17 protein-coding genes are annotated in these 19555 nt (G+C 41.0%); 4 read left to right on the top strand and 13 right to left on the bottom strand.

Annotated elements, in window-relative coordinates:
* Nucleotides 1-30 precede the first annotated feature (30 nt).
* Together Aso01_RS00155 and lipA are read right to left on the bottom strand one after the other, a co-directional pair.
* Nucleotides 31-2529 carry an acyl-CoA dehydrogenase gene (locus Aso01_RS00155; RefSeq protein WP_004938549.1) on the bottom strand — a complete coding sequence of 833 codons (2499 nt, stop codon included), beginning with the start codon at nt 2527-2529 and terminating at the stop codon, nt 31-33.
* Nucleotides 2530-2857: 328 nt separating this feature from the next.
* A complete protein-coding gene (gene lipA / locus Aso01_RS00150; protein WP_004938546.1) occupies nt 2858-3871 on the bottom strand; it encodes a lipoyl synthase in 1014 nt (337 codons plus the stop codon).
* A gap of 199 nt (nt 3872-4070) precedes the next feature.
* Between lipA and sthA the strand changes: the two genes are divergently transcribed.
* Entirely contained in the window at nt 4071-5486 is a 1416-nt protein-coding gene (gene sthA / locus Aso01_RS00145) for a Si-specific NAD(P)(+) transhydrogenase (RefSeq protein ID WP_004938543.1), read from the top strand.
* A 130-nt stretch (nt 5487-5616) separates the two neighbouring features.
* On the opposite strand, the gene Aso01_RS00140 is transcribed toward sthA, so the two are convergent.
* From Aso01_RS00140 to map, 3 genes are all read right to left on the bottom strand, one after another.
* Nucleotides 5617-6573, bottom strand: coding sequence for a TauD/TfdA dioxygenase family protein (locus Aso01_RS00140; RefSeq protein ID WP_004938540.1), 957 nt, complete (start codon nt 6571-6573; stop codon nt 5617-5619).
* A 247-nt stretch (nt 6574-6820) separates the two neighbouring features.
* Nucleotides 6821-7945, bottom strand: coding sequence for an OmpW/AlkL family protein (locus Aso01_RS00135; protein WP_004938535.1), 1125 nt, complete (start codon nt 7943-7945; stop codon nt 6821-6823).
* A 203-nt stretch (nt 7946-8148) separates the two neighbouring features.
* Nucleotides 8149-8973 (bottom strand): type I methionyl aminopeptidase, encoded by an 825-nt coding sequence (gene map / locus Aso01_RS00130; protein WP_004938530.1) that lies wholly within the window; start codon nt 8971-8973, stop codon nt 8149-8151.
* Nucleotides 8974-9181: 208 nt separating this feature from the next.
* Here map and rpsB point away from each other — a divergent pair, with 208 nt between their 5' ends.
* From rpsB to Aso01_RS00115, 3 genes are all read left to right on the top strand, one after another.
* A complete protein-coding gene (gene rpsB / locus Aso01_RS00125; RefSeq protein ID WP_004938527.1) occupies nt 9182-9931 on the top strand; it encodes a 30S ribosomal protein S2 in 750 nt (249 codons plus the stop codon).
* A gap of 138 nt (nt 9932-10069) precedes the next feature.
* Nucleotides 10070-10945 carry a translation elongation factor Ts gene (gene tsf, locus Aso01_RS00120; protein ID WP_004938524.1) on the top strand — a complete coding sequence of 292 codons (876 nt, stop codon included), beginning with the start codon at nt 10070-10072 and terminating at the stop codon, nt 10943-10945.
* Nucleotides 10946-11014: 69 nt separating this feature from the next.
* Nucleotides 11015-11479, top strand: coding sequence for a DUF3465 domain-containing protein (locus tag Aso01_RS00115; protein ID WP_004938521.1), 465 nt, complete (start codon nt 11015-11017; stop codon nt 11477-11479).
* A 57-nt stretch (nt 11480-11536) separates the two neighbouring features.
* Here Aso01_RS00115 and Aso01_RS00110 read toward each other — a convergent pair whose 3' ends face one another.
* The 8 genes from Aso01_RS00110 to Aso01_RS00075 form a co-directional block, all read right to left on the bottom strand.
* The gene (locus Aso01_RS00110; protein ID WP_004938518.1) at nt 11537-11980 is read right to left on the bottom strand and encodes an Mpo1 family 2-hydroxy fatty acid dioxygenase; all 444 of its coding nucleotides are present in this window, start codon (nt 11978-11980) and stop codon (nt 11537-11539) included.
* Between the two features lie 468 nt (nt 11981-12448).
* Complete coding sequence (locus Aso01_RS00105; RefSeq protein ID WP_004938515.1) at nt 12449-13063, bottom strand: septal ring lytic transglycosylase RlpA family protein; 615 nt, start codon at nt 13061-13063, stop codon at nt 12449-12451.
* Between the two features lie 281 nt (nt 13064-13344).
* Nucleotides 13345-14346 (bottom strand): lytic murein transglycosylase B, encoded by a 1002-nt coding sequence (mltB, locus tag Aso01_RS00100; protein ID WP_004938512.1) that lies wholly within the window; start codon nt 14344-14346, stop codon nt 13345-13347.
* 38 nt (nt 14347-14384) lie between these two features.
* On the bottom strand, nt 14385-15527 hold the full coding sequence (gene rodA, locus Aso01_RS00095; protein WP_004938509.1) for a rod shape-determining protein RodA: 1143 nt from the start codon (nt 15525-15527) through the stop codon (nt 14385-14387).
* 123 nt (nt 15528-15650) lie between these two features.
* Nucleotides 15651-16304, bottom strand: a complete 654-nt coding sequence (locus Aso01_RS00090; protein ID WP_004938507.1) for a hypothetical protein — start codon at nt 16302-16304, stop codon at nt 15651-15653.
* A gap of 22 nt (nt 16305-16326) precedes the next feature.
* Nucleotides 16327-17142: an NADPH-dependent 7-cyano-7-deazaguanine reductase QueF gene (gene queF, locus Aso01_RS00085; protein WP_004938504.1), complete on the bottom strand. Its 816-nt coding sequence runs from the start codon at nt 17140-17142 to the stop codon at nt 16327-16329.
* A complete protein-coding gene (locus Aso01_RS00080; RefSeq protein WP_004938501.1) occupies nt 17139-17912 on the bottom strand; it encodes an ABC transporter permease in 774 nt (257 codons plus the stop codon). Before Aso01_RS00080 ends, queF begins: the two co-directional genes overlap by 4 nt.
* Nucleotides 17909-18853 (bottom strand): ABC transporter ATP-binding protein, encoded by a 945-nt coding sequence (locus Aso01_RS00075; protein ID WP_004938498.1) that lies wholly within the window; start codon nt 18851-18853, stop codon nt 17909-17911. Before Aso01_RS00075 ends, Aso01_RS00080 begins: the two co-directional genes overlap by 4 nt.
* Nucleotides 18854-19555 lie beyond the last annotated feature (702 nt).

Genomic DNA, 19555 nt, shown 5'->3' with positions numbered 1-19555 from the left:
AGACGCTTTTACCATAATCTATCGATTGAGTTAAATACGATCAAGATCGAAGGTTGCTTCGCCTGTTCGTGGAAGATGAGGATTATCCAGCTCTAAATCTTCCTTGAGTTGCATATCAAACACATCGGTGAGCATGCTGTCGAAGCGTTTTGCATTATAGACAATCAGGCTTTGTGCTTCAGATTCAGTGATAAAACCCTGACTCACCGCATCTGTAATATGCTCTTCAAAAGTAAGACCTTTAAACTGATCTTTAGATTCAGCTTTTTTAAACTTATGCCAGAGTGGTTCAATTTGCAGGAGCATCTGGAACGTAGACTCAAGTCGACCTGTCACATCATCTGGATCTTGTGTATAGAACACATGCTTTTTAAGCTCGGCACGGAAAGGATTTTCTTTAATCATCAAATCCGCTACAGCTTGTTTAAGATCATCACTTGGTTTGGAGAGTGGGCGACCAAGCGGGAAGCACACGAATTTGACCAAAGCTGCACCCAGTTTGACCGGAAAGTTTTCAAATAACCCGAAAAATGCTTCTTGAACGGTATAAAGTGATTTTTCCAGTGCTAATTTTGCATGCAGTTGTTCTGCTTCCGATTTTGTACCATAAGCGTAGTATTTCAAAATCGCACTGGCAATGAAGATATGCGCGTGGATATCGGCCAAACGACCCGAAAGCATTTCTTTACGTTTAATATCACCTGCCAGTAGTCCCAAAGACATATCCGCAGTCAGTGCAAGATTGGCACTAAAGCGATTGATGATCTTGTAGTAAGGCTGGGTAAAGTCATCCGAAATGACGGGTGAATCGCTTGATCCCCCGGTAAAGCCATAAGCAAATGAGCGCGCCCCACGGTTAAAGGTATATCCAAGATGCTTAAACAAAATCTCATGAAACTGCTTGATCGCAGATTGCTTGTCGTTCGATTGAAGCAGTTGTAGTTCATCAAACAAGTAGGGATGACAGCGCATCGAACCCTGCCCAAAGATCATCAATGAGCGGGTAAGAATATTGGCGCCTTCAACTGTAATTGCAACTGGAATGGCTTGATAAGACAGGGCCAAAAAGTTACGTGGTCCAAGCTGAATCGCACGTCCGCCGACAACATCCATACCATGGTTGATAACTTTACGCATAGTTTCAGTGGCGTAATATTTCGCCATGGCGGTCATGACAGCAGGTTTGCCGCCTTCATTTAGACCACAGGTCACAAAGTAGCGAAATGCCTCAAGCATATACGTATCGCTGGCAATATCGCTGGTGGCTTCTTGCACACCTTCAAACTTGCCTACAGACAGTTTGAACTGTTCGCGTACTTTAGCAAATGCACCCACCGTCAAATAGCTCATTTCGCCTGCAGACGTTGCAAGTGCAGGAAGTGAAATACCACGGCCAACACCGAGACACTCCATGAGCATACGCCAGCCACGCCCAGCATTTTTAGGGCCACCGATAATCCAGTCGATTGGAATAAAAACATCACGGCCTTCTACAGTACCATTCATAAATGGCGAGCCAGGATAGTGCCGCGCACCAATCTGAATTCCGTGATGTGTGGCAGGAATTAAGGCACAGGTAATGCCGTATTCATTTTTAGACGTATCGCCAAGCAATCCATCCGGATCATAAAGTTTAAATGCCAGACCCACCACAGTCGCAACTGGTGCGAGGGTAATCCAACGTTTAGAGAAGTTCATACGTAAGCCAAGAACTTCCTGACCTTCGTATTCGCCGTAACACACTACACCTGTGTCGGGAATTGCACCAGCATCTGAACCGGCCTCTGGACTTGTTAGACCAAAACATGGAATTTCTGTACCAGCAGCCAAACCCGGCAAGTAGCGTTGCTTTTGTTCGTCTGTGCCGTAGTGCATCAAAAGCTCACCTGGTCCCAATGAGTTTGGCACCATACAACTTACAGCAGCGGTGAGGGAGCGAGAAGCAATTTTACTCATGATGCGGCTTTGCGCAAATGAACTAAATTCTTTACCGCCGTAAGATTTAGGAATAATTAAACTTAAAAAACCTTTATCTTTAATGAATTGCCATACATGCTCGGGTAAATCTTTACCTTTATGATGAATTTCCCATTCATCTAACATGCTACAAAGTTGTTCAACTTCAGTGTCCAGATAGGCTTGCTCTTCTTCAGATAATTGTGGAAAAGCATAGGCATTGAATGTATTCCAATCAGGTGCGCCTGTAAAAAGTTCTTTTTCCCACCAGCTTGTGCCTGCTTCAAGCGCTTCTTGTTCTGTTGTGCTGATGCTTGGCATTGAGTTGGCTAGAGTTTTATAGGCAGGTTTAGTGATCAGACCAAAGCGTAATGGATCGACCAGCAAGATGACGCTGAGCAGAATAAGTGGAATACCTAACAAGAGTGACCATGCAGTAAATACAAAAGCACAGGCCAAGGCCACAATAATGGTCACAATACTTCCGACACTTCTGGAAACGCTGAAATAAAATACAGCCCAAACAGTGAAGATTTGTACCAGTAGAGCAACGATAAACAGGAAAAAAGTCATACTTACTCCTTGGGTTGTTGCATTTAGAATTAAAATTAATGCGCTAACAGGTAACTAAAACAGGAACTTCTTTATTTGAATCAATGACGCGATTTGTCGTTTTTAGGGGCAATCTGATTAATCATGAATTAATTTTGTATTTCCCTTTATATTGATCAAGATAAACAAGTTATTTTTGTACTTTCAATGACTATTGTATATTAAAATGTAAAAAATGTGAGCTATGTTGTTGATTTGTCACAAAACGTTAAACTAATTTGGCGTTTTTTCAACAAAAAAAAGCCTCTCAAAATGAGAGGCTTTTTTCGACTTTGAAGCTAAACTAAATTTAGGCTTCGATAGTTTGTACATTAATTTTTTTGGCTGGATCTGTTTTACGACGAACAGCAGGGACTGGCTCACCATGATACTGACGATCTGCAAAGTAGCTTGAACGTACCATTGGTGCCGACCAGATATTACGAAAACCGAGTTTACGACCATGCTCTGCATAGCGCTCAAACTCTTCTGGGCTGACAAATCGATCGATCGGTGCGTGCTGTTTAGAGGGTTGTAGATATTGCCCGATCGTGACGTAATCGACATCATGCGCACGCAGATCATCAAGTAGGGCAATCACTTCTTCTTCAGTTTCGCCAATACCCACCATCAAGCCACATTTGGTTGGAATATCTGGGCAATATTCTTTAAACATCTTAAGTAATGTTAAAGAATGCTGATAATCAGAACCTGGACGCATTGCTTTGTACAAGCGTGGAACCGTCTCGATATTATGGTTAAACACATCTGGCGGACATTCAGTCATGATTCGAAGCGCAATATCCATACGACCACGGAAATCTGGTACCAGAATTTCAAGTAAGGTGGTCGGGCTTAATGCGCGCGCTTCTTTAATACAGTCGACAAAGTGCTGTGCACCGCCGTCTAGAAGGTCATCACGGTCAACAGAGGTAATCACCGCGTATTTAAGCTTTAAATTGGCAATGGTTTCTGCCATGTGGCGAGGTTCATCTGCATCTAGTGCATTTGGTCGACCGTGTGCAACATCACAAAACGGACAACGGCGCGTACAGATATCGCCCATGATCATGAAGGTTGCTGTGCCACCACCAAAACATTCAGGCAGATTCGGACAAGCAGCTTCTTCACATACCGTGTGAAGTTTTTGTGCACGTAAAGTGGTCTTAATTCGTTGCACCTCTTCTGGTGCCGTCATTTTGACGCGAATCCAGTCTGGCTTGCGCGGTACTTCAACCGTAGGAACAACTTTTACAGGAATTCGGGCTACTTTTTCCGCACCACGTAGTTTTACACCCTGTTCAGGTTTACGGTTTTCAGACATAGTTAACAATTCCAATGTTATTCGCGAGAATTTTAATTGACATTATTATAACGGACTTAGTCTAAAATGGGGCAAATTCATTATTCATATAAAAAATGTCGTTATTGCATAATATAGGCTTGAGAAATACATTATTGGGCAGCATAGTGCCCCTATTTATTATAAAATGTTTCAACTGATCGGATTGAAGGAGCTTTAAATGCCACGTAAGAAAGAGGTCGTTAGTGGGAATTTCATCAGATATGATGCGTTAGTTCTCGGTTCAGGACCTGCGGGCGAAGGCGCGGCAATGAAGCTTGCAAAAGCAGGTAAGCGTGTTGCAATTGTAGATATTCGTGAACAGATGGGTGGAAACTGTACCCATGTCGGAACGATTCCGAGTAAGGCATTGCGTCAGACAGTATCAAGTATTATTCGTTATCAACGTGATCCAATGTTTCAAAAAGTGGGTGAATGGAAAAAATTCACCATGAAACAGGTACTCAGTAATGCCCATCGCGTGATTCAGCAACAAGTATCTACACATACTCGTTTTTACGATCGAAACAATATTGATGTGTTCAATGGTCGTGCATACATTCAAGATCAAAATACGGTGTTGGTGTTTACGCCTGAAGGAATCAAAGAAACCATTATTTTTGATCAACTTGTGATTGCGACCGGTAGCCGTCCTTATCAACCCAAAGGTCTAGACTTTAATCATAAACGTGTGTTTGATTCAGACAAGATTCTAGATCTCGACTACACCATTCATAAAATTATTATCTACGGCGCAGGCGTAATTGGCTGTGAATATGCATCAATTTTTATTGGTTTGAATCACAAAGTCGATTTGATTAACACGCAACATAAGCTTCTGAGCTATCTCGATGATGAAATTGCCGATGCATTGTCATATCACTTACGTGAACAAGGCGTGCTGATTCGTCATAATGAACAAATTGATTATCTGGAAACGCACGATGATTATGTGGTGTTACATTTACAAAGTGGTAAAAAAATCAAAGCCGATGCGATTTTGTGGTGTAACGGACGCTCAGGTAATACCGATGGTTTGGGCTTAGAAAATGTTGGCCTGAAACCAAATGGCCGTGGCCAGCTGGCAGTGAACGAGAAATATCAGACTGAAGTGGAAAATATCTATGCCGCGGGCGATGTCGTAGGTTGGCCATCTCTAGCATCAGCAGCTTATGACCAAGGGCGCTGTGCCGGTGCAAATATGAGTGGCGAAGAAAACGTAAAACCTGTAACCGATATTCCAACTGGTATTTATACCATTCCAGAAATTTCGTGTTTTGGTAAAACTGAGCAAGAGCTGACAGAAGAAAAAATTCCTTACGAAGTAGGACAATCATCGTTTCGTCATTTGGCGCGCGCACAAATTACGGGTGATACTGTGGGCGAGCTTAAAATCTTGTTCCACCGCGATAGCTTGGAAATTTTAGGGATTCATTGTTTTGGTAATAATGCGTCTGAAATTATTCACATTGGTCAGGCTGTAATGCAAAGTCCAAATAATACATTAAAGTATTTTATGGAAACGACCTTTAACTATCCGACCATGGCTGAAGCCTACCGTGTTGCAGCATTGAATGGTCTAAATCGTTTATTTTAAGATTTAAACTTGAGTATGATGTAGCTAAAAATGAAGCCCGTCGTTTGACGGGCTTTTGCGTTGATAAGTTGAACATTATTTTTGTTTTTTATTTTTATTAGATCAAAAAAATTTGATACTTTTATGACAATTAGAACGGACGACCACCAGCCAGACTAATACGTTTTAATAAGCGTCGCTGCTCTGAAGGAAAAGTCTCACGTGCATGTAAGGTAACTTGATTGTCCCAAAACACGATATCTCCGACTTCCCAATCATGCGTATAGCGAAATTCAGGTTGAGCCAAATGTTCGCGTAAGCGTGCAATTAATTCTGCCCCGGCAATATCATTGTAATTTACCAGTTCAACTTCATTTTTTGCACTGAGCCAAAGAGCTGATCTGCCAGATTCTGCATGTGTCCGAATCAGTGGCTGAGGATAAGCATGACCTAAGACAGGCTGATCATCAAAACGATACAATGGAGTATGCCCATTAGCTTTTGAACCGTCGTTGCTTTGAGCGCGTACAAATGGATTGTAAGTAATCAATTGCAGTGAACGAATATGTTGTTTGAGATCGTCGTCGAGTGCTTCATAGGCTGCAATGGTATTGATCCATGATGTTTTTCCACCCGCTTTGGGTAATTCAATTGCATACAGCAATGAACCAAAAGAGGGTAGAGGTGTCCATTGGTGATCGGCATGGGGTGCCAGTTCGCCGTGCCCTGTATAGTCGCCGTGCCCCACGGCATTAGATACGGGTACAACATCGGGTGGTACGCCTGTTTCCAGATCATATCCCAACACGGGATTGTCTTTGCTTGGTCGGAAAATTGAGCCAAAATAACTGGCAAATGCTAAAAACTGTAAATCATCGAGTTGCTGTTTTTTAAAAATAAGTACCAGATGCTGTGCCAAAGCCTGTTTTAACTTAAAGATGGTTTCGCCAGTTTGCGCTTTTTTTGCATCGAGCCCAGTCACAATAGCACCCAAAGCAGCATGCTCAAGTGGTTGAATCTGAATTTCTTCACTAGGTTGAAGATGTTTAGGTTCATGCCAGCGCGGCGCATTATGGATCGCTTGTGAGAGTGGTGTGAGACTGCTCATGTAAATCTACTCGTATTCTAATTTGGCTGGTTTTGAGCATATGAAATCCCATACAAACAATGAAATGATAAAAAGTGAATAGATTATGAAAAGCTGGAATCTTAGTACAGTCTTTTGTTTTTTATCTATTTATTATTATCAGATAACAATAGTCACATTCGACACTCTTTCTTTTTAATCTCACTTATGTAAAAAAAAGCAACCGAAGTTGCTTTTAATTTATATTTAAAACAGCTTAATCTTGCATTTAGAAACGATAACCGACACCGACATAAGTAATGATTGGATCAATATCGATTTTTGTTTTTGAGTTGATTAGCTCTGCGCCAGTATTACCATCGGTAACCGTAATTTTTGCTTCACTGTTAAGTTTGGCATAAGACACAGAACCCACTGCGAACCAGCTATCATTAAAGTCATAAGTTGCACCCACTGTGGCAATCGGTGCGAATGCATCGGCTGCATCTACTTTTACCACTGGATTGGCGCTTGATGTTTTTTTATCTAATGCTGCGCCCGCTTTGTTGTCCTGAATGTTCCGGATCATATTACCTGCGGTGATCAGATCGGATTCAATCCCAGGGTTTAGCTTAATGTCATTAAAATAGGCATACATCACGCCCACTCCCACGTAGGGTCTGAATTTATTTACACCAGATTTACCAAACTGGTACTGTAGTTCTGCTGCAGGTAACCATGCCCGTACAGATGAAGCACGCTTCCCTTGAGATAAATCTGTAATTTTGATGTCTTGTTTTAGTGGGATATTACCACCTGCTGAACCAATAATATTACCCAAGGCATTACCCAGCAACGAACCGTCTTTTAAGGGAGTGGCAGCGCCAGAGAGAGGTGCATAAATTGTACCTTTACCTAAAATATCGACCTTAGGCGGGATACCACCTTTAATCTCAAGCGATAAATTATCAGTAAAATTATAGTTAAACAGTAGGCCAAGAGTATCGACATCATCGGCTTCAAGACCCGAATTTGGTGCTTCCCATTGTGACAAGCCATTAATGGTTGCAGTACCAGATAATGCCGCAGGTAAGGTATTACCTCCAAGTAAGCCCTTATAGCCCGAATTAAGTAGGGTATACCATGCCTTACCTGAAACAGTGCTTTGGTCAATGGCATTGAGTACGCTATCCGTCGAGACATCACCTACTTTAGACTGTGTACCTTCGGCAATTGGGGTATTGATTCTAACGGGGTTGGCTTTCCCTTGCGGCATGGCATGTAACCAGCCAGCTGAAACGGAAAAGCGTTTAAATCCATCGCCATCTTTTAAGCTAAAGTAAGGTGAGGCAGCATGGCTATGCGCAGAAATGAATAAGAGGCTTGTCATTAAGCCAGCAAAAGATTTGTTCATTTGAAGGGACTCCATGTCCAGTTTTTGTGATCATTTTTCTAAAAAACATCTTAAATGTTAAAACGAGCAGATCCTGTAAAATAAAATATTCCATATGTAGCAAAAAGAAATGAAGTTTGGAATTATGAAGGAAATATGAATGAACGCTAAAGTCAATAAAAAAGGCCATCTTGATGGCCTTTTAAACACACAAATTTTAAGTTTTACATAAAACGAGACAAATCTTCTTCTGGACGAGCAGTGAGCACTTCGAGTCCAGTTTCAGTCACCAAAATCGTGTGTTCAAACTGTGCAGAGAATTTGTGGTCTTTGGTGACCACAGTCCATTTGTCGCCAAGCAATTTGGTTTGCCAAACACCAGCGTTGACCATTGGCTCAATGGTAAAAGTCATGCCTGCTTCGAGTTGCATGCCAGTGCCTTTCTGACCGTAGTGTAAAACTTGTGGCTCATCATGGAATACAGTCCCGATACCATGACCACAATATTCACGCACCACACTGAAACGCTCAGATTCGACATACTTTTGAATGGCATGACCAATGTCACCAATAAATGAGCCGGCACGAACCGTTTGCATGCCGCGGTACATGGCTTCTTGTGCCACATTGCATAAACGATTTGCTAGAATTGAAGTTTCTCCACCTACCACATACATCATGTTGGTGTCGCCATGGTAACCATCTTTAATCACAGTTACGTCGATATTTAAAATATCGCCTTTTTTGAGAATCTTTTCAGCAGATGGAATCCCGTGACACACCACGTGGTTAACAGAGGTACAAATGGTGTGCTGAAACGCTGGACGACCTGGCGCTGCGCCATAGCCCAGACATGCCGGAATGGCCTGTTGAACATTGACGATATGATCATGACAGATTCGATCCAGCTCAAGCGTGCTCACGCCTGGCTGAATATACGGTTTAATCATGTCAAGAACTTCAGCCGCCAGTCGTCCTGCGATACGCATTTTTTCAATTTCTTCAGGAGTTTTAATCAGTCGACTTGGAGCCGTGTACGTACTATTCATGATACTTAAAAACTTTTGGTAATTTCAAAGCAGTTATGGTATAAATACCCGCCCATTTTATCAAATGCTTTTCGTGAATATATTTTATGAATTGCGTAGATGAAATAGGAAAAAATCCGCACATATGTCGTCACATTACTCTGGGTGCCTAGCAATAGGTGGAGAATGCGGACATATGGAGGCCTAACCCAACTTTAAGGTAAAGAAAATGGCAGATTACAACGTAAGCATGCGCGACCTTCTTCAAGCAGGCGCGCACTTTGGTCACCAAACTCGTTTCTGGAACCCAAAAATGCGTCAATACATTTTTGGCGCACGCAACAAAATTCACATCATCAACCTTGAGCACACTGTTCCTGCGTTAAATGATGCTTTGAACTTCGCTAACCAATTAGCAAGCAAAAAGAACAAAGTTTTGTTCGTTGGTACTAAACGTGCTGCTTCTAACATCATCCGTGAACAAGCTCAACGCGCTGGTCAACCATATGTAGATCACCGTTGGTTAGGTGGTATGTTGACGAACTGGAAAACACTTCGCCAATCTATCAGCCGTTTGAAAGATCTTCAAACTCAATCTCAAGATGGTACTTTTGCTAAGCTGACTAAGCGTGAAGCATTAGAGCGTAGCCGTGAGATGGAGAAACTTGAGCGTTCTTTAGGCGGTGTTAAAAACATGGGTGGTTTACCTGACGCATTATTTGTAATCGACGTTGATCACGAAGCGATTGCAATTAAAGAAGCTAAAAACCTTGGTATTCCTGTAATTGGTATCGTTGATACAAACTCTAACCCAGACAACGTAGACTACGTTATCCCGGGTAACGATGATGCGATTCGTGCAGTAACTTTATATGCTTCAGCTATGGCTGATGCAATTCTTGCTGGTAAAGAATACGCGCAATCTCAAGCGAATGCTCAAGCTAAAGGCGAAGAAGCAGCAGCTGCTTCTGAGGCTTAATGCGTTTGACGCCTGATTGTCATTTTTGCGACATGTAAGGGTGGCAAATTAAGCGTCGAAAAAAAGCAAACGGCCCAGAGTTTCCTTGGGCCGTTTTTGTTCAAAGATTTACTTTTTCTACCTATTTAGGAGAACAACATGACTGCAATTTCTGCAAGCATGGTAAAAGAATTACGTGACCGTACTGGTCTTGCAATGATGGAATGCAAAAAAGCATTAACAGAAGCGAATGGCGATATCGAGCTTGCGATTGATAACCTTCGTAAATCTGGTCAAGCAAAAGCAGCGAAAAAAGCAGGTAACATTGCAGCTGATGGCGCGATCACAATCGTTCAAGACGGTAACAAAGCAGCATTGGTAGAAGTAAACTGTCAAACTGACTTCGTTGCAAAAGACGAAAACTTCTCTAACTTCTCTAATGCGGTTGCAAAAGCAATTCTTGCTTCAGGTGTAACTGAAGCTGAAAAAATTGCTGAACTTAAATTGGAAGACGGTCAATCAGTTGAAGAAGCGCGTATTGCTCTTGTTCAAAAAATTGGTGAAAACATCCAAGTTCGTCGTGCGAAAATTGTTGAAGGTCAAAACCTTGCAGTTTACAAACACGGTCTTCGCATCGGTGTTGTTGTATCATTTACAGGTAGCGCAGAAACTGGTAAAGGTATTGCAATGCACGTTGCAGCGTTCAATCCAGTTGCGGTAAGTGCTGATGCAGTACCAGCAGATCTAGTTGCAAAAGAGAAAGAAATTGCTGAAGCAAAAGCAATTGAATCTGGCAAACCTGCAAATATCGTAGAAAAAATGGTATCTGGTTCAGTTGATAAATACTTGAACGAAGTTGCACTTGATCGTCAAATGTATGTAATCGACAATGACAAGAAAGTTGCTGATGTACTTAAAGCAACTGAAACGACTATTGTTGAATTTGTACGTTTCGAAGTGGGTGAAGGTATTGAGAAAAAAGCAGAAATGAGCTTCGCTGAAGAAGTTGCTGCTGCTCAAGCCGCTGCAAAATAATTACTTATTTTGTAAAAAAAAGCCCCTAATTTAGGGGCTTTTTTTTAGACAAAAATGGATATTTTAAAAATGAAAAAAATAAATACCTACATCGTTGTGGTTGTTATCGCCTTTTTGCTGGTGTATTTTTTTATTTTAAACCAACGTGAGCCTCATGTTGCATCGCAAATTCAAACATCGCAAGTCACTACTCAAGATTTTAACAACGATGCAATCAAATTGGCTTTCGAGCAGAAAAAAAGCAATGTTCAGGTACAAGGAGCAGGGCAGGTCAAAGCCGTTTTGCCTGACGATAATCAAGGGTCACGGCACCAGAAATTTATCTTAAGATTGGAAAATGGTCAAACAGTACTTATTGCACATAACATCAACTTATCGCCGCGTTTACAAGGCTTGCAAAAAGGTGATCGTGTAGAGTTTTATGGTGAATATGAGTACACGCCAAAAGGCGGTGTTATACACTGGACGCATCGTGACCCGAAAGGCAGGCACTTAAATGGCTGGCTAAAATTTAATGGAAGCATCTATCAGTAATGAAGAGATGCTTCCAGTGAAACATTTAAGTTATTCATTAAATGCCGAGAGTCTGTGTTAATTTAATTGTTGTTTACTTTTCCAGCTGGGTAAAATTTTAGCCAAGTAGGCATCCATGCACCAGAGCGGACCAATCAACAGAAATTGTACATCTTTTAAAAAGGAAGGTTTTTTGCCTTCAACCTTATGGCCGTAGAATTGCCCAATCCACGCCACAATAAAAACACCAATATAAAACCCCACGCCAACAGGCAATACATAGATCAGCCATGCCATGACAGCAACTAGAGCCGCCATTGCCACGGCAAGGACTAAATCTAATCGTGCATAAAATATCAGTGAAAGTACAATCAGGAGTGCGGTCAGTAATGCACTAAAATGGTAAATCAAACCAATAATTGAAAACAAAATTGCAGGTACGCACACCCAATGAATTTTTTTATTGGTTTGGTTTTGATGGCTTTGGCTGTATTCGTCAAACCATTCCGTAATGGTTTTCATGTGGATCATCCTTGTTTTATTTATTCCTTTACTTAACGAATATAAAACACAATATGCATGCGGTCAAAACAGATTTTTGACTCGGGCGAACAAATCTAAAAAATGTAAAATTCATCGCCAAAAACGTTTAAAACAATTGGAAAAACCATTTTGAGCAAAAGTGACCTTAAAACTTTCTCGAATTTGCCTTATAAGCTCGCGTTAAACCGCATCTTTAAACATTTTTGCTACTAGGGTAGCTTTGGAGAGATTTTGTTGTATAGCACGCGAATCAGAGCAAATTAAGACTAAGCTACAATTTGGTTAGTTTTTGTGTTTAAAAAGTGATCGTTTCGTAAAATTGCATTGTGAACCACGGCTAATCATTTTAACTTAAACATTCACACATCAGAACAAGAATGTATCGAACAAAAATAAAGAAACCACCGGATGGTGGCCTCTTTATTGCAAAAGTGAAGGAGCTAAAGCTTATGAATTTGGACCATCAACACGCTCAATACTTACTTTGCCTGTACCCGCACTCGCGAGTCCAATGCGTTTAGCTGCTGCGTAAGATAAATCTACGACTCGATTGCCATGAAATGGACCTCGATCGTTGACTTTAACCACGACACTTTTGCCGTTGTCTTTGTTGGTCACGCGAATGTAGCAATTCAGCGGCAGACTACGGTGTGCTGCAGTAAGCTCGTTCATGTCGAAAGTTTCACCGTTAGCCGTTTTACGACCATGAAACTGACGACCATACCAAGATGCGATACCGGTCTGGCTAAATTTACGAACAGTGTTCGATGCTACAGAGTTTAATTTTTCAATCACTGAAGGCTCTTCTTCAGGGATCTCGATTTTAGCCGCGATAGTTTGACGACGGATTTTGTCACCCGAACTTTCGGTGATTGAAAGACTATTTAAATTAGAGAAATGGGAATTGAAGTTGTTCTGCGAATCTTTATTCAAGACGCGAGCAGCCAAGCTTGAACCGTCTGCATCGCCATTAAGAGATGATGCAGGAACCATTTCTGCTTGTGACTGGATAACTGCCAGTCCAATACTGAGTGCTAAAGCGTACTTTAACGTTAACTGCATTACTTAAACTCCTAGAGACAATTCACAAGGCTTAGCAAGTAGCCAAAATAATGTGAACAGCCTAATTTATTCACTTTTGCAATTGCTTTATGGAGGGGGATGATATTCATCGGCTTTGCAGAGTGTCTAGTGTTTGAAGTAAAAAAGTTACAAAAAGGACAAAATCTCACAAAAAATGAGCAAAAAATAACCTAAATTGTAACATTAAGTTTAAAATGGCTATTTAGTGCTCTTTTTAACAAAAATATTTATTGACTTTTATATATTTTTAAAAAATTCCATCATCTACTGGCGACTTCGGTACCCAACAACCAAACCGCTGTGGCATACATTCTGCTGCGGTTATAGGTCGTAATGACTTGAAAATTTGGATAGGTAATATAGTACATAGGACCATAATTTTCTTGTAATTGTATAACGTTCACCAAGTCAAGATCATCGATTTTCACAATCGGATTTAGCGGCGTAACACCTTGCGTTTTGAGTGCGCCATAAGGGGTAGGCTGGGTTAGATCCTTTGCAATAATTGTATCTGGCGTATTACCTGTATAACGTGCGGCAAATCCAATCGGTTGATTTCGTTGCCAGCCATTTTGAGCAAGGTAATTTGCAATTGACGCAATTGCATCTTCAGCAGAATTGCGTAGGTCAATATGCCCACTTGCATCGTAATCAACACCAAACTTGGTAATGTTGCTTGGCATAAATTGAGGATAACCAATCGCACCCGCATAAGAACCCACGATACTGTTGGTTGGGTAGCCTTCTTTATATGTCCAAGCGATCAAAGCACCTAATTCATCACTAAAATAATCTGCTCGGCGAGGGTAACCAAAAGCCAGAGTCGCAAGTGCGTCACGCGTGATAAACGAGCCTTTGTTTGCGCCATAGCCTGTTTCGACCCCTAAAATACCCAAGATAATCGATTGCGGCACACCAAATTGCTGTTCTGCGCGGTTTAAAACATCTGCGTACTGATTTTTAAAACGTACACCACGCTGAATAGTACCTTCGCTCAAAAACATGGCTTTATAGTCATACCATGGCTTACTCTCACCCGGACGTGTCATGATGTTTAAAATATTGGGAAGATTTTTGGCGCCTGACATCGCATTGTCGACTTGCTCGGCAGTCAGACCATAAGTGGCCATCGTTTTTTGCTTAAAGCCTGAATAATTTGGATCGGTGATAAAGTCGTTCGCCTGAGAGCAGCTGGCAGTAAGAAAAAAACTGCCGAGAAGTAAAAAACGTCTAAATGGTTGCTTCACTACCATGTTCAACATAGTATTATAAATTCCTGAATTAAAATAAAAAAATATAATTATCGATGGGTGTGGATCGACATAACCAGTCCAAAAGTCGCCATCAGGGTAATAATTGCGGTGCCGCCATAGCTCATAAACGGAAGCGGTACACCCACTACGGGTAAAATACCACTAACCATGCCAGCATTTACAAATACATAAACAAAAAAGGACAAACCTAACGACCCTGCAACAAGGCGGCCGTAGTTATGAAAGCACTGTAATCCAATCTGGAATGTTCTAAAAATAATTGCAAAATACAGCAGCACTAAAATGGTGACACCAATCAAACCAAATTCTTCGGAGTAGGCTGCAATAATAAAGTCGGTATGACCCTCAGGTAAAAAGTGTAAATGTGATTGAGTGCCTTCTAAAAAGCCTTTACCTGAAAATCCACCTGAACCAATGGCTGTTTTTGATTGAATAATATTCCAGCCTGTACCGAGCGCATCTGCCTCGGGGTTCAAGAGTGTGAGTACACGTTGTCGCTGATAATCATGTAACAAGAATTCCCACGCAATTGGAATTAAAAGTCCTGCGCCAGCAACTGCAGCACCAATGAGTTTCCAAGAGAGCCCGCTTAAAAACAACACAAATAACCCACTGGCCAATACCAGTAAAGATGTACCCAAGTCAGGTTGTTCTGCAATTAAAAGAAATGGAATTCCCACCAAAAGCATGGTGATCATGACATTGGGAACGCTCGGCGGAAGCGGTTTACGCGATAAAAACCACGCCACCATCATTGGCATACCGATTTTCATGAACTCACTGGGTTGTACACTTCCGAAACCGGGAATATCAATCCAGCGCTGTGCACCCATGCGAATTTCACCAAATACCATTACAGCAATCAGTGAAAAGAGGCCAAACAGATAAAAATAAGGAGAAAATGCTTGATAAACCTTCGGTGGAATTTGTGCGAGCGTCAACATGACAATAAAGCCAATTCCAAAGCTCATGGCTTGCTTAGAGACTAACCCGATATCTTGTGCAGAGGCACTATATAAGACAGTCAGCCCAAGACAGGCATTTAAAATCAAAAAAGAACATAACCAAGGATCAATATGTAATCTTTGCCATTTGGATGGAAGCATTGCTGTGCTTAAGCCATCGCGCGGCGCCTGGCGTAGAAATTTGTATTGAGAGCTTGGAGACATAAGGTTTTACAAAGGAATAATCAATGCATGGCGCATGCTAACATATCCCTTAATTTAGGCAATCTATATCCATATTTTGCAATAAAAAAACCTGGAAAAATCCAGGTTTTTTTGCGCTATGTTTTAGTTGCTAAAAAATAACGTATCATGATACTCAGCGAGCGCTTTTAACTCTAAGCGATTTAGATTTGGAATCAGCTTATCGATGGCGATATGAACGGCTTTGGTCACTGCGGCGGCGCCAATATCTGCAGCCTTGCGTTTGATCATGCCTAAATCCAGTGTTTTATTAAATTCAATCATAAAATGACGGATCGTGGCATCTGCAAATTGCTTATAAAGTTCAGCCAGTGCTTGCTTGTCGACAGCATTACCTGCTTGAATTTCGGCAAAACTATGCTTCAGATTTGTGACCAAACCTGGATCAAGTGACTCACCGACTTTATATTCTCCTTCAGTGGTTTTAAATAAACTACGTTCGGAAAACTCGATGGACTGTTTTACAACATCATTGGGCGCTTTGCTTAAAAGTTGTTTAAGCAAAACGGCAACGGTTGATTTGACATAGCCTGCCAATTTTTCAGCGGTTTCACGTTTATCGCTCTCTGGAAAGCGACGAACAAGTTCGATTAAAAGCGCATCAATAATTTCATCATTGATTTGTAGGGCTACCTGATCGCGTAATGGATACAGTGGCTCACTTGAGTTCTTTTTTTCGATACCTGTCTGAATATTTTTAAGCAATGCTTCAGATGGAGTAAAACCAAAAAATGGCATGTCTGATCCTCAATTATTGATTTTATTGTCGGGCCAATCGAATAGGGCTTGGCATCCATGACAAGTCAGATACACGACACGGATTAATGTCTAAACCACCGCGTCGCGTATAGGTTGCGTACACCATCAGTTTTTCAGGCTTTAAGTTTTGCCATATGTCGGCGTACATCTGCTCGACGCATTGCTCATGAAAGCCATTGTGCTGACGATAAGAAATAATATACGCGAGAATACTGTTATAACAAGGCTTAATACCTTGATAACGAATGAAAACTGTTCCCCAGTCCGGCTGTCCAGTCACAGGACAATTACTGCGTAATAGATGTGAATATAAATTCACTTCGATTTGTGACTGGTCATCAGCATCTAGCGCAAGCAAGCTTGCATCTGGATGTGACTCTAAGCGTGCTGGTTTGAATTGATCGATACAGATTCCAGACGGTTGGCTGATCTCGAGCGCATCTACATCAAACAACTCAAAGCCGACCTTTGCATTGGCAGCTTGACTCAAATCTTTTTCAACAAGGTCAATTAGTGCTGCTTTAGACACAAGACGATGAAAGTTTAGACTATTAAAGTATAACTTTAATGATTTTGACTCGATCAGATTTTCAGAGGTTGCGGGAAGGGTAATCCGTCCAATTGCAACTTGTGGAATCCCGTCTTGATTGAGCCAAGAAAGCTCAAAAACATGCCACCAATCTTTGCCCTGAGAAACACCTGTAATGTTTGCATATTGTTCACGTGAAGATGAACGTGAAATAGGAAACAAAATGCTGGGTTCATAAGCTGTTGGATATTCTGTTTCTTTACCTAAAAGAGATTTTTCTACACTCATTCACGCATTCCTGAACCACGAGAAAGTAAATAATACGCTACGCCATATAAAAGAACGCAGCACAAGGTCACCACAATCAGTGACAATGAAACGTTGACATCGCTCTGACCCAAAATGCCATAGCGAAATGCATTGACCATATACACAATTGGATTGATCAACGATAATTTTTGCCAAAATGGCCCCAAAGCACTAATGGCGTAGAATACGCCACCTAAATACGTTAAAGGGGTAAGAACAAAAGTGGGAATAATCGAGATATCATCAAACGATTTGGCATATACGGCATTGATGAATCCACCTAAAGCGAACAAAAAGGATGTGACCAAGACGGTATAAATAGTCACAAACCAGTTATGTATATAAAGGTCGGTAAAAAATAGGCTCATCATGGTCACAATAATGCCCACCAAAACCCCACGAAACACGCCTCCAACCACATAGCCCCATAAAATGAGATGTAAAGGTACTGGGCTCATGATCAGTTCTTCAATGCTTTTTTGAAACTTGGCACTAAAAAAGCTTGACGAGACATTTGCATAACTGTTGGTAATGATAGCCATCATGATCAGACCCGGCACAATAAACTGCATGTAGCTGAATCCACCCATTTGACCGACACGAGAACCGACCAGATTACCAAAGATAATAAAGTACAGGCTCATGGTGATGGCAGGTGGTAGCAGTGTTTGAGGCCAAATCCGCATAAAACGACGAATTTCTTTACGTACTAAGGTACCGAAGGCTGTACAGAGCTGACTAAAATTCATTGTGCCGCTCCTTGTTGCTCTAGATTTTTTTCGACCATACGTACAAATAATTCTTCAAGTCGGTTGGACTTATTTCGCATACTGCGGACTTGAATGCCTTGTGCTTCTAAAAGCTGAAACAAATCATTCATACTGTGTGCTTTATCTAGTGTCACTTCAAGTGTCAGCGGATCGATCAAATTAAAGCGCACCCCAATAATGTTAAGATCATTCGATAACTCAACTGGTTCTGCCAGATCAAAAATAAAAGACTCTTCACTTAACTGATTTAAGAAGCTTTTCATCGTGGTGTCTTCTTTAATCACGCCCCGATCAATAATTGCAATGCGGCGACATAACATTTCGGCTTCTTCAAGATAATGCGTGGTTAAAATGATTGAAGTACCGGCATTATTCATCTCGACTAGAAAATCCCACATCGAACGGCGCAACTCGATATCGACACCTGCGGTAGGTTCATCAAGGATCAGTAACTTTGGTTCGTGCATCATGGCTCTGGCAATCATTAGTCGACGCTTCATACCGCCAGAAAGCATTCTGGCCTGCATGTTGCGCTTTTCCCAAAGCCCTAATTTTTCGAGATACAATTCTGCGCGCTGCTCGGCAAGTTTTTTAGGGATGCCGTAATAACCAGCCTGTGTCACCAGAATATCGAAGGTCTTTTCAAAATGGCCAAAATTAAACTCTTGTGGCACAACACCTAAGCATTGTTTTGCACGGGAAGGTTGCTTGTCTAAATCATGGCCAAAAATATTGACCTCACCAGCACTTTTTTTTGTTAAGGAACTGATGATACTGATGGTGGTCGATTTTCCAGCACCGTTTGGACCTAGAAGCGCATAAAATTCACCTTCCGGAACAGTTAGGTTGATTCCTTTTAAGGCTTGAAATCCATTACGATAAGTTTTGGACAAATCACGTAATATCAAGGCATCAGTCATGAAACGCTCACACTTAATTTAATAGTACTATTTTGAGTGATATCGAAAAATAAACCAAGTGATAAGATGGGATTGAGCGGAACGAAATATAGAACGCTGAAAAAACAGACATACTATGTGATGTGTAATATAGTTATTTAGCATGATGCTTTTTAAAATTGTTAAGTAAAACGAAACAATAAGCATAAAATAGGATACATTATGTATTTTAAGAAATATAAAAAAACACTTATGATATATTGGAACGTGTGATCTAGAAGCACTTTGGCATAAACTATTAGATGACAAAAGGCTTAAGTTGATAAATTAAGATTAAGATAGAGTTATGAATAATCGACACGTTACTTTACAGGATAAATATTCGAACATTCACCATCTTATGCGAGTGAAAGACCTTATTGTAGATCCAATCAAGAAAACTGAAACGTGTCAGTGGTTATGGATTTATAAAACAACATCGGAGTTTTTTCCTTTCGAGTTATGGACCCAACTTGATCGTGTTCAGGTGAATGAGAAATTAGTTTATAAGGATCTTACCTTTAAGGTTATTCACATTGACGATGAAGATCATCCGCTATTCTCTTGAACTGATGCGAAATTAACATGAACTGACGATTGTGTATTGAAATACAACACACCATGAACAGGATGAAATTTAAATATCTGAATAAATAGGCCATATTGATACTTTTACATTGAAGA

Source organism: Acinetobacter soli (assembly GCF_000760595.1).
In the GTDB taxonomy this organism is placed as follows: domain Bacteria; phylum Pseudomonadota; class Gammaproteobacteria; order Pseudomonadales; family Moraxellaceae; genus Acinetobacter; species Acinetobacter soli.
Note: the sequence above shows the minus strand (reverse complement) of the source record. Positions and strands in the feature narration are given on the sequence as shown.

Excerpts from the sequence above, each read along its gene's own strand:
- Aso01_RS00155 (WP_004938549.1), bottom strand. The coding sequence starts at position 2,529 with ATGACTTTTTTCCTGTTTATCGTTGCTCTACTGGTACAAATCTTCACT.
- lipA (WP_004938546.1), bottom strand. The coding sequence starts at position 3,871 with ATGTCTGAAAACCGTAAACCTGAACAGGGTGTAAAACTACGTGGTGCG.
- sthA (WP_004938543.1), top strand. The coding sequence starts at position 4,071 with ATGCCACGTAAGAAAGAGGTCGTTAGTGGGAATTTCATCAGATATGAT.
- Aso01_RS00140 (WP_004938540.1), bottom strand. The coding sequence starts at position 6,573 with ATGAGCAGTCTCACACCACTCTCACAAGCGATCCATAATGCGCCGCGC.
- Aso01_RS00135 (WP_004938535.1), bottom strand. The coding sequence starts at position 7,945 with ATGAACAAATCTTTTGCTGGCTTAATGACAAGCCTCTTATTCATTTCT.
- map (WP_004938530.1), bottom strand. The coding sequence starts at position 8,973 with ATGAATAGTACGTACACGGCTCCAAGTCGACTGATTAAAACTCCTGAA.
- rpsB (WP_004938527.1), top strand. The coding sequence starts at position 9,182 with ATGGCAGATTACAACGTAAGCATGCGCGACCTTCTTCAAGCAGGCGCG.
- tsf (WP_004938524.1), top strand. The coding sequence starts at position 10,070 with ATGACTGCAATTTCTGCAAGCATGGTAAAAGAATTACGTGACCGTACT.
- Aso01_RS00115 (WP_004938521.1), top strand. The coding sequence starts at position 11,015 with ATGAAAAAAATAAATACCTACATCGTTGTGGTTGTTATCGCCTTTTTG.
- Aso01_RS00110 (WP_004938518.1), bottom strand. The coding sequence starts at position 11,980 with ATGAAAACCATTACGGAATGGTTTGACGAATACAGCCAAAGCCATCAA.
- Aso01_RS00105 (WP_004938515.1), bottom strand. The coding sequence starts at position 13,063 with ATGCAGTTAACGTTAAAGTACGCTTTAGCACTCAGTATTGGACTGGCA.
- mltB (WP_004938512.1), bottom strand. The coding sequence starts at position 14,346 with ATGTTGAACATGGTAGTGAAGCAACCATTTAGACGTTTTTTACTTCTC.
- rodA (WP_004938509.1), bottom strand. The coding sequence starts at position 15,527 with ATGTCTCCAAGCTCTCAATACAAATTTCTACGCCAGGCGCCGCGCGAT.
- Aso01_RS00090 (WP_004938507.1), bottom strand. The coding sequence starts at position 16,304 with ATGCCATTTTTTGGTTTTACTCCATCTGAAGCATTGCTTAAAAATATT.
- queF (WP_004938504.1), bottom strand. The coding sequence starts at position 17,142 with ATGAGTGTAGAAAAATCTCTTTTAGGTAAAGAAACAGAATATCCAACA.
- Aso01_RS00080 (WP_004938501.1), bottom strand. The coding sequence starts at position 17,912 with ATGAATTTTAGTCAGCTCTGTACAGCCTTCGGTACCTTAGTACGTAAA.
- Aso01_RS00075 (WP_004938498.1), bottom strand. The coding sequence starts at position 18,853 with ATGACTGATGCCTTGATATTACGTGATTTGTCCAAAACTTATCGTAAT.